The organism is Ursidibacter arcticus, assembly GCF_009761375.1.
Lineage (GTDB): Bacteria > Pseudomonadota > Gammaproteobacteria > Enterobacterales > Pasteurellaceae > Ursidibacter > Ursidibacter arcticus.
In genome coordinates this window covers 1-10,279 of record NZ_LEKM01000183.1, presented here as the reverse complement: position 1 = coordinate 10,279, position 10,279 = coordinate 1, and the positions used below count along the sequence as shown (strand labels likewise).

9 protein-coding genes are annotated in these 10,279 nt (G+C 39.6%); 4 read left to right on the top strand and 5 right to left on the bottom strand.

What is annotated here, in order from left to right; translation table 11 throughout:
• Positions 1-78: 78 nt before the first annotated feature.
• Genes nrfD through nrfA form a run of 4 tightly spaced genes read right to left on the bottom strand, consistent with a single transcriptional unit; the run spans position 79 to position 3,792 of the window.
• The gene (gene nrfD, locus A1D25_RS08290) at positions 79-1,038 is read right to left on the bottom strand and encodes a cytochrome c nitrite reductase subunit NrfD (RefSeq protein ID WP_157395218.1); all 960 of its coding nucleotides are present in this window, start codon (positions 1,036-1,038) and stop codon (positions 79-81) included.
• Positions 1,035-1,721, bottom strand: coding sequence for a cytochrome c nitrite reductase Fe-S protein (nrfC, locus tag A1D25_RS08285; RefSeq protein WP_157395217.1), 687 nt, complete (start codon positions 1,719-1,721; stop codon positions 1,035-1,037). The genes nrfD and nrfC overlap by 4 nt, the downstream gene beginning before the upstream one ends.
• A complete protein-coding gene (nrfB, locus tag A1D25_RS08280; protein WP_157395216.1) occupies positions 1,718-2,347 on the bottom strand; it encodes a cytochrome c nitrite reductase pentaheme subunit in 630 nt (209 codons plus the stop codon). The genes nrfC and nrfB overlap by 4 nt, the downstream gene beginning before the upstream one ends.
• A 20-nt stretch (positions 2,348-2,367) precedes the next feature.
• Positions 2,368-3,792, bottom strand: coding sequence for an ammonia-forming nitrite reductase cytochrome c552 subunit (nrfA, locus tag A1D25_RS08275; RefSeq protein ID WP_157395215.1), 1,425 nt, complete (start codon positions 3,790-3,792; stop codon positions 2,368-2,370).
• A 397-nt stretch (positions 3,793-4,189) separates the two neighbouring features.
• Here nrfA and yidC point away from each other — a divergent pair, with 397 nt between their 5' ends.
• Both yidC and A1D25_RS08265 read left to right on the top strand, forming a co-directional pair.
• The gene (gene yidC, locus A1D25_RS08270) at positions 4,190-5,821 is read left to right on the top strand and encodes a membrane protein insertase YidC (protein WP_157395214.1); all 1,632 of its coding nucleotides are present in this window, start codon (positions 4,190-4,192) and stop codon (positions 5,819-5,821) included.
• A 109-nt stretch (positions 5,822-5,930) separates the two neighbouring features.
• Positions 5,931-6,401, top strand: a complete 471-nt coding sequence (locus A1D25_RS08265; RefSeq protein ID WP_157395213.1) for a YchJ family protein — start codon at positions 5,931-5,933, stop codon at positions 6,399-6,401.
• A 78-nt stretch (positions 6,402-6,479) separates the two neighbouring features.
• Here A1D25_RS08265 and ffh read toward each other — a convergent pair whose 3' ends face one another.
• Entirely contained in the window at positions 6,480-7,871 is a 1,392-nt protein-coding gene (ffh, locus tag A1D25_RS08260) for a signal recognition particle protein (RefSeq protein ID WP_157395212.1), read from the bottom strand.
• A 254-nt stretch (positions 7,872-8,125) separates the two neighbouring features.
• On the opposite strand from ffh, the gene A1D25_RS08255 reads away from it, so the two are divergent.
• Entirely contained in the window at positions 8,126-9,103 is a 978-nt protein-coding gene (locus A1D25_RS08255) for a DUF1852 domain-containing protein (RefSeq protein WP_157395211.1), read from the top strand.
• 22 nt (positions 9,104-9,125) lie between these two features.
• Positions 9,126-10,160, top strand: a complete 1,035-nt coding sequence (locus A1D25_RS08250) for a methionine synthase (protein ID WP_157395210.1) — start codon at positions 9,126-9,128, stop codon at positions 10,158-10,160.
• Positions 10,161-10,279 lie beyond the last annotated feature (119 nt).

Here is a 10,279-nt window from a genome sequence, read left to right as displayed (position 1 = left end):
GTCCGTTTATTGAATACAACAAATTAGGGTTTGTCAGAGGTCTGATTAAATGTAATTTAACCGCTTTTGTCGGAATATTTAAGCAATAGTTAGCTGGCCTGCATATAGGATAAAATAACGTAAGCACAAGACGCCAACTAATCCAGCCGTTGCTAACAATAACATAAAACCTTTGCGATGTTTGAGGCTATGAGTTGCAAGTTGGTTAGCCATAAGCGGAAATAAAATTCCAACTAAAACAACGCCAATCCAAAATACACTTCCCCAAAAACCTGTTAGGGCATTGACTGCTGCTAGTGTTTTTTGTCCGCCACCAAAATATAGCCCTACAAAGAAAGCAAAAAGTAGTAGGATTTCTATCAATACAGTAGGTGTTTCAAATTTATGTAAAAAGTGAACCTCATCGGAATGAGTTGATACTTTACCGACCACTAAGATCGCGATTAAAAGTGCTGCGATCCCCGATGACGTACCCGATGCTAAGAATAAAATTGGTAACACTGGGTTGTTTAGCATTGGGTAACTAATCAGTGCTGAGAGTAAAAAGCCCGTATAAGCCCCCAACGCTACGGATAGGAAAAGTAAGAATAATTCAATTAAATTAACAAATTTTTCTGCAATCCCAATCAAATTCACAACAAATCTGAGTGATGGAATAAAACGTTCAAGCAAATTGGCAATTAGGTTTTTGAAAATAATCGCTAACCAAATAAATAAAATTGCCATAAAAACTTGGAATAACATTACGCCCATCGACATCACTGAGTCAAATTGGTAATTAAACATTAAATACCAAAATGTCCAAGGACGAGCAAGATGGAAAATCAATAATGTTAAACCAATGATTGTTGCCCCTGGAGCCATTATTGCCGTACTACGAATGATCCAACTCTCGCTTGGATTAGTCAGTTTATGGCTACGCTTGTATAATACGGCAAGCAATGTGCTTCCTGCTGAAATCCCTAATAAAAAGAGATAAATCGCAATGGTAGAATCCCATACGAGATTAGGCGTTTGAAATGCAACATAGTTGTTCATCGTCTTGGCTCTCCGTGTTCAAATGGGATATGGTAAAGATTAGGCTGTGTGCCTAATTCTACTTTGGTGCGATAAACAGGTTTCTGTTTGATCATTTTTGCCACATCACTATTTGGATCATTTAAATCACCAAAAGTTAATGCTTTCGTTGGACAACTTTCTACACAAGCGGGTTGCTTTCCTTGTGCGAGATTAGTGTCTCGACAGAAATTACATTTATCGGCGGTTTTCTTCTCTGGGTGAATAAAACGCACACGATAAGGGCAAACAGCAATGCAGTACGAACAGCCAACACAGAGATCGCCATTCACATCCACAATCCCTGTACTTTTATCAATAAATGATGCCCCTGTTGGACAAACACTTACACAAGGTGCATTTGTACAGTGCTGGCAAGATTGACGGAAAAATTCATACTTCACATTAGGAAATTCGCCATAAGGTTCACTGCGAATAATTTCTAAACGAGATACACCTTCTGGCACATTATTTGTTTCACGACAAGCATCCATACAGGCTGTACAACCAATACAAGATTGCTCATCGTGTACCATTGCATAACGAATGGTTTTCTTTTCTTTCTCAGTAGCAAGAGTGATGGTGCTTGTTGCAAGCCCTGTTGTACCTGCAACAGCAATTAAGGCTCCCGCACCTGAGACAAAATCTCGACGGGAACAACTCATTTGATTTCCTTAGCTGGCTCTAGCGATTTTGATTTTTTTTCGTGAATACGACTGTGGCAATCAACGCAAAGTTTCACACGTTGTTTTGGTTCAGTCGCTTTCATTGGTTCTTGCTCTGGGTGAAGTTTATGACAGTTTACACACGCCATTTTATTTGCGTGGGTATCGTGCGCCCAAAAGACTTCACGCAATTTATCTGGGTTATGGCAAGCAAAACAGACTTGGTTTTGTTCTTGTGGAGAACGCTCAAGGTCTTTATTTTTAGCTTTACCAAAGGCATTGAAACGCATCACGTCTTTCACGCCTTTACGGTGATTTTCAGAGATATTACCGTGACAACTTACGCAAGTTAAAGGCTTACCTGTATTTGGGCTAACTGTTCCGTGCTGAAAATGTTTACCGTGATGTTTAAAATTTGACAAATGTCCGTGGCAATTAACACAGTAAGTATTAGGATCACGACGCGCATCTTTTGCAATGGTCGCATCATCTATATCCTGCTCCCACAATGGCTTGGGTGGTGCTGGCATTTCCGCCATAGCCGTTGATGAAATTGCAAAAAAACCGACTAATGTTACCGCTTGTAGGGCAAGCATTCGCCCTACTTTTGATAAAAAATGTTTCATAATGCACCTCACTTAGCCGATTATTGTTTTGCATCAGCAGGTAATAAACCTTTCTGTTTTGCTTCATCTAACCATTGAGGAACAACAGTGCGTAAAAACTCATCTTTAGCCGCTTGTTCTTTATCCATATCCAAACCAATAACTTTTTGAGCTTTCTCTTTGGTTGAAATATCTGGGAATTGGATTGGTGTTTGCACCCCGTGTTTAGTTAAAACTACCGCTAATTGAGTACGAGCTTCGGTTGCACGATCTAGCCCTGTACCAATAACGTGTAAAATAACATCTGGAGCGTGAATATGACCACCGTGCCCTGCTGCTGAATAATCCCAACGCCATTGTGCGTGGCGAATTGCTTGCAATGCATCTTTCATCTCTTCTTCAGCTGCTCCTGCTTCCCAAGCTGCTTTCGCCTCAAAGTGAGCTTTTACCAACTGATCTTCTAAACGGATCATCACATCTTTAATCTGTTTTTTATGCTCTTTCACACGAGTTTGTAAACTTTCTTTACTTTGCTCGTGGCAAGTTTTACAGGTGTGCTCAAAATTATCGAACGGATTACCAATTTTGTGATCGGTATAAACTTTACCATCTTTACTTTCTACTTTCGGCATATGGCAATCAATACAAGTTACGCCATTTTTACCGTGTGTACCAAGTGACCAAGTTTCAAAATCTGGGTGTTGTGCTTTTAGCATTGGTGCTTTAGATAAACTATGTACCCAATCGGTAAATTTAATTTCATCATAGTATTTTTCGATACTATCAACATCAACACCTTTATCCCAAGGGAATGTTACTGCTTTTTCTTTACCCGCAAAGTAGTATTCTACGTGGCAGTTTGCACATACAGCAGCTCTTTTACCGTGTTTTTCTAAGGTATCGAATTTCCAACCAATGGCTTCTAAAGCTCGCATAACGTGTGGTCTAGCAATTCTTAGTGCAGGCTTACCATCTTTGAATTCTTGGGAGGTTGTATCGTGGCAGTCAGCACAACCGATAGCATTTACCATTTCTGCACCATATTTTGACCATTTAGCATCAAAGTAGCCTAGCTCACCTTTTTCAGCGATTAAACGTGCTACATCAGGGCCTTTACAGGTCCAACACGCCATTGGCTGCGGGCCACTATTTTCATCTTTTGGAGCCCCTGTACGCAAAATATTACGCACATCGGTAATAGCATAGAAGTGACCACGAGGTTTGTTATACTCTTTTGAGAAAGCATAACCGCTCCATAAAATAACTAAGCGAGGATCTTCTTCTAACGCAGAGACAATCTGCTCTGATTCGGCTGTTGCCGCCCAAGATTGGTATTGCAATGGAAATTGTTCTGCAAATTTATGATTTGCAGATTCAATTTTTAAATCTGGTTTTGGGCCTTCAAATTCTTTTGCTTCACCTGCCCAAGCAGATTGTAAACACCCCAACATTGCGATTGTCGCCATAGCGAAACCACGCTTTAAAACATTGCTTACTCGTTTCACGAGAGCCTCCCACAATTAAAATCAAAATGATAACTTTTCTTATTAGAACAATAAGATAAATCTATTAATACAAAATGAAGATTACTTAAAAACAGAGAAATTTACTAGGATTTACCTTCTGCTTTTTTTGAAATACATCAAACTTTTTGCAAAAAAATAACGGAACGGAATAAGAAAAACTGATTTGCTCTAAAAATAATCAACTATCGATTTTTATCTCTTTGTTTGATCAAATTCGTAAAAAACTTATCAGAAAAGACCGCTTGTTGTTCAAAAGTTGGTTGGATCGTTTAACAACCTATATTAAAATAGCTCTTTTTTAACCTAGGGATTTCCCTTTAACCACAGAGAGCTTAAAATGAACTCAAACCGTAGTTTACTGATTATGGGCTTACTTCTTGTGTCGTTCTTGATTTTTACGCAATGGCAGCAGGACTATGATCCTGAAATCCAAGCACAAAAACAGGCACAAGCCCAACAACAAGTTGCCCAATCGAGTGATGTACCTGCATCGTCTAATGCAAGTTCACCTATTACTGAACAATCAACTAAAGGCAAAACAATCACGATTGAGAGTGATGTATTACGTTTAACCGTTGATACATTAGGTGGTGATGTTGTTGATTCGGATCTATTAAAATTCAATGCGGAACTTAATTCTCAAAACCCATTTGAATTATTACAAGACAACGGAAAAATCCAGTATATCGCCCAAAGTGGTTTAGTCGGTAAAAACGGTATTGATACCAATTCTGGCCGTGCTCAGTATCAAGTAACAGCGGATAATTTCCGTCTAGCCGATGATCAAAATGAACTTACTGTTCCGTTAGTATTAGAAAAAGATGGTGTAACTTATACCAAAACCTTCACATTAAAACGTGGTAGTTATGATATTGCGGTAAATTACACTATTAAAAATAACAGTGCTGAAACTGTGGAAGTTCAACCTTACGGGCAAATTAAACATACTTTAATTGAAAGCTCAGGTAACTTCGCAATGCCAACTTATACTGGCGGTGCTTATTCATCTTCAGAAGTAAACTATAAAAAATATAGTTTTGATGAGATGGCAAAAGCAAACCTATCTATTGATACCAAAGCTGGTTGGGCTGCAATTTTGCAACATTACTTTGTGTCTGCTTGGATCCCAAATCAAGATGCCGAGAATAACCTTTACACTCGCACAGCAAATGGTGTAGGTACTATCGGTTATCGTGGCCCTATTACTCAAGTTGCTCCAAATAGCGAAGCAACCATTAAGAGCAATTTATGGACTGGCCCGAAAGACCAAGATGCAATGGCTGTAGCAGCAAATAACTTCGATTTAACCGTAGATTATGGTTGGGCTTGGTTTATTGCAAAACCACTATTTATGCTTTTAACCTTTATCCAAAGCCTTGTAACTAACTGGGGTATTGCAATTATTGGGGTAACAATTGTAGTAAAAACAATTCTGTACCCACTCACCAAAGCTCAATATACCTCAATGGCAAAAATGCGTATGTTACAACCACGCATTCAAGAAATGCGTGAGCGTTTCGGTGATGACCGCCAACGTATGAGCCAAGAAATGATGAAATTGTATAAAGAAGAGAAAGTAAACCCAATGGGTGGTTGTTTACCAATTCTGTTACAAATGCCAATTTTCATCGCACTTTATTGGACATTTATGGAAGCAGTAGAACTTCGCCACGCTCCATTCTTTGGCTGGATTCAAGACTTATCGGCACAAGACCCATATTACATTCTGCCATTACTAATGGGTGGCTCTATGTTCTTATTACAAAAAATGTCGCCAACACCAGTTGCAGATCCAGTACAACAGAAAGTAATGAACTTTATGCCTGTACTCTTTACGGTATTCTTCTTATGGTTCCCGTCAGGCTTAGTACTTTACTGGCTAACATCTAACCTAATTACGATTGCACAACAGTGGTTGATTTATCGTAACTTAGAGAAGAAAGGTTTACACACTCGTGTGAAAAAATAATTCTATTTAGTTGAAAAACCTGTGTTCTTGAGCACAGGTTTTTTATTTCAAATTCATATAAGCATTCAACCCTAACAAGCGGTCAGTTACCGCCGATTTTTTACAAGTTATGACACAATTATGCCCTTGCCAATCTGGAAAAACCTATCAGGAATGTTGTCAGCCATTTCATCTTACACAACAATATCCTAGTACAGCAGAACAGCTAATGCGTTCACGTTATTCTGCTTATACTCAAGTAAACATTGATTATATTGTGGCAACCACAGTGCCAAGCCAACAAGCTCTACTTGATAGACAAGCGATGGAACAATGGGGTAAATCAACTCGTTGGGCAGGATTAGAAATTTTGGAACATAAGCCTGCTATTTCAAAACAGCATAGCACCGTAGAATTTAGAGCCTTATTCCAAACTGAATCAGGTATAGAAGCTCATCACGAGCTTTCTCTCTTTGTGAAGATCAATAATCGCTGTTTTTTTGTCGATCCCACCGTTCCATTACCCACACAGAAACAACCTTGTATCTGTGGTTCAGGTAAGAAATTCAAGCATTGCTGTGGGATATTAGCTAATTTATAATGAAATTTAGGGAGGTAAACACACCTCCCTATAGTACATTTGTTAATAATCTTGGAACACAAGAATGTATTACTAGTACTACTTTTTACCAAACATTCCGCCTAAGCCACCAAGTCCGCCTAGACCACCACCCATCATTCCTTTCATTCCACGCATCATTTTAGCCATTCCGCCTTTACGCATTTTTTTCATCATACGTTGCATTTCATCAAATTGTTTGAGCAATTTATTTACATCTTGAACTTGAGTGCCTGAACCTAACGCAATTCTACGGCGACGAGAGCCTTTGATAATATCTGGGTTAGCACGCTCTTTAAGCGTCATTGAATTGATGATAGCTTCCATTTTAATAAACATCTTATCATCAACCTGATTTTTAACGTGATCAGGTAGATTTTTCGCCCCAGGTAATTTCTCAAGCATTGACATCATTCCACCCATTTTTTTCATTTCAACAAGTTGATCGCGGAAATCATCAAGGGTGAAGTCATCGCCTTTTTTAAATTTAGCTGCCATTTTCTCAGCTTTTTCTTGATCGACAGAACGTTGTAAATCTTCAATCAATGAAAGCACATCACCCATTCCGAGAATACGCGATGCAACACGATCAGGGTGGAATGGTTCTAAAGCATCTGTTTTTTCGCCTACCCCTAGGAATTTAATCGGCTTACCTGTAATTTGACGAATAGAAAGTGCCGCACCGCCACGAGCATCACCATCTACTTTGGTTAAGATAACCCCTGTTAATGGTAGTGCTTCGTTAAAGGCTTTTGCGGTATTAGCTGCATCTTGCCCTGTCATTGCATCAACCGTAAAGAGTGTTTCAATCGGGTTTAATACTGCGTGAACTTGCTGAATTTCACTCATCATTTCGCTATCAACGTGTAAACGACCAGCGGTATCGACAATTAGCACATCAAAGAAATTAAGTTTAGCGTGTTTTAAGGCATTTTCAGCAATTTCAGTAGGCTTTTGGTTGGTTTCACTTGGGAAAAACTCAACTTTTAAGGCTTCAGCTAATGTTTGGAGCTGTTTGATCGCCGCAGGGCGATAAACGTCCGCAGACACTACAAGCACTTTCTTCTTGTGGCGTTCCTTTAGGAATTTCGCTAATTTACCCACAGAGGTGGTTTTACCAGCCCCTTGTAAACCCGCCATTAAGATAACTGCTGGTGGCTGTGTAGCTAAATTCAGCTCTTCATTTGCTTCGCCCATCGCTTTTTCAAGCTCAGCTTGCACGATTTTCAGAAACTCTTGCCCTGGCGTTAAGCTCTTATTCACTTCTTCGCCAATAGCACGTTCTTTAACTTTATTGATAAACTCACGCACAACAGGCAAAGCTACATCAGCTTCTAACAATGCCATACGCACTTCACGCAAGGTATCTTTAATATTGTCTTCAGTTAAACGCCCTTTGCCCGTAATGTTTTTCAAGGTTTTGGACAGTCTGTCGGATAGGTTCTCAAACATAATCTTTTCTCTATTTGCAAAATATTAGTTCAATTTAACCGCTTGTATGCGGCGGAATGTTGGCATTATACAAAAAAAGAGTGGAAGGCGGAGTTATATCTTTGCATAATCTTTGATTTCCCAACGTAAGTTATATTGTTCCTGTTATTCAACTTGAATAATTTTCATAATAAATACTAAAATTTATCATTTTGATTCACCAAAAAATTGTGATTTAATTTACCAATTTTAAAAAATAAGTAGGAAAAAACAGAATGACAACCCAATTCCAATGCCGTGTGCATACTGAAAGATTTGATGAAAATTACGAGCCTGCGAACAGTACTCGCTTAACCACCAACTTTGCTAACCTTGCTCGTGGCGAGAACCGTAAAGAAAACCTGCAAAACGCAATTTCAATGATTGATAAACGTTTTAACGATTTGGCGAATTGGGATAATCCGACTTCAGATCGTTACTCTGTCAATTTGGATATTGTTTCTATCGATCTTGATGTAGAAGGTAAAGGTGAGTTTTTCCCTGCATTAGAATGTCTTAAAACATCTGTAATTGACAAAAAAACGGGTAAAACTATTGATGGTATAGTAGGTAACAGTTTTTCTTCTTTCGTGCGTGACTACGATTTTAGCGTGTTACTGCTCGATCACAACAAAGATAAGCCTGAATTTACCGTACCAGAAGGCTACGGAGATCTGCACGGTAAATTGTTCAAACATTTGCTAGCTTCTCCTGAATATACTGCACAATTTAAAAAGCTACCTGTGATCTGTTTGAGCGTGGCAACTACCCGTACTTACCACAAAACAACCAATGTTCATCCGATTTTAGGTGTAGAATATGAACAAAACGACTACTCATTAACCGATGCCTACTTTGCGAAAATGGGTTTAAAAGTGCGTTACTTTATGCCACCGAAATCAGTTGCACCTTACGCGTTCTATTTTGATGAAACGGCAGATTTGTTGAACGACTATACCAACCTTGAGCTAATCAGCACGATTGCAACAATGGAAGCGTTCCAAAAAATCTACCGCCCAGAAATATATAACGCGAATTCAGTGGCAGGGCAGGTCTATAAGCCGAGCCTGACGAGCAAAGATTATTCTCTAACTAAAGTTGAATATGACCGTATCGAACGTGCTCAACTTGCCGTTCAACAAGGAAAATATGCCGAAGAGCATTTTATCAAACCTTATAAAGCGGTATTAGATGCTTGGTTAAATGAAAAATAATGAATAAAGGACAACATAAATTATGAGCAAAATTCTTTTACCCACTTCCACCGCAGGCAGTTTGCCGAAACCGTTTTGGCTTGCTGAACCTGAAAAACTGTGGTCTGAGTGGAAATTTAATGGCGATGAGCTGTTACAAGCCAAACGTGATGCGTTGTTGATCTCCCTTGCGGAGCAAAATGCAGCAGGGATTGATATTGTTAGCGATGGTGAGCAAACTCGTCAGCACTTTGTGACAACATTTATTGAACACTTAGAAGGCGTAGATTTTACCAAGCGTGAAATTGTGCGGATCCGCAATCGCTATGATGCGAGTGTACCCAGTGTGGTTGGAACGGTTCGCCGTCCAAAATCTGTGTTTGTGGAAGATGCGAAATTCTTACGTCAGCACACCGATAAGCCGATCAAATGGGCGTTACCTGGCCCAATGACAATGATCGACACACTGTATGACGGTCACTACAAAAGTCGTGAAAAATTAGCGTGGGAATTTGCCAAAATTCTCAATGAAGAGGCGAAAGAGTTAGAAGCGGCAGGCGTGGATATTATTCAATTTGACGAACCTGCATTTAATGTCTTTTTTGATGAACTCAACGACTGGGGTGTGGCAGCACTGGAGCGTGCGGCGGAAGGTTTGAAATGCCAAACGGCAGTACATATCTGCTACGGTTATGGTATCAAAGCTAACACCGACTGGAAACAAACGCTCGGCGGCGAATGGCGTCAATACGAAGAGAGTTTCCCGAAACTGCAACAATCTAAAATCGACATCATCTCGCTTGAATGCCAAAATTCAAAAGTGCCGATGGACTTGCTTGAATTAGTTCGTGGCAAAATCGTGATGGTCGGGGCGATTGATGTTGCCACCAACGTAGTCGAAACGCCAGAACAAGTCGCAGATACACTGCGTAAAGCGTTGCAATTTGTTGATGCAGACAAACTCTATCCAAGCACCAACTGCGGAATGGCACCTATGCCACGCCATATCGCTCGTGCAAAACTCAATGCCTTGAGCCAAGGGGCTGCGATTGTAAGAGAAGAATTGATCGGGAAATAGTGAAAATAGGGTAGATAGGATTGTGAATACCGTAGGGTTTACCTATGGTCAGATTATTGACAAAGTAATTTGATAGCTTCTTATCTTCCTTACTTCATTGTATATTCTGCCAAATCTCC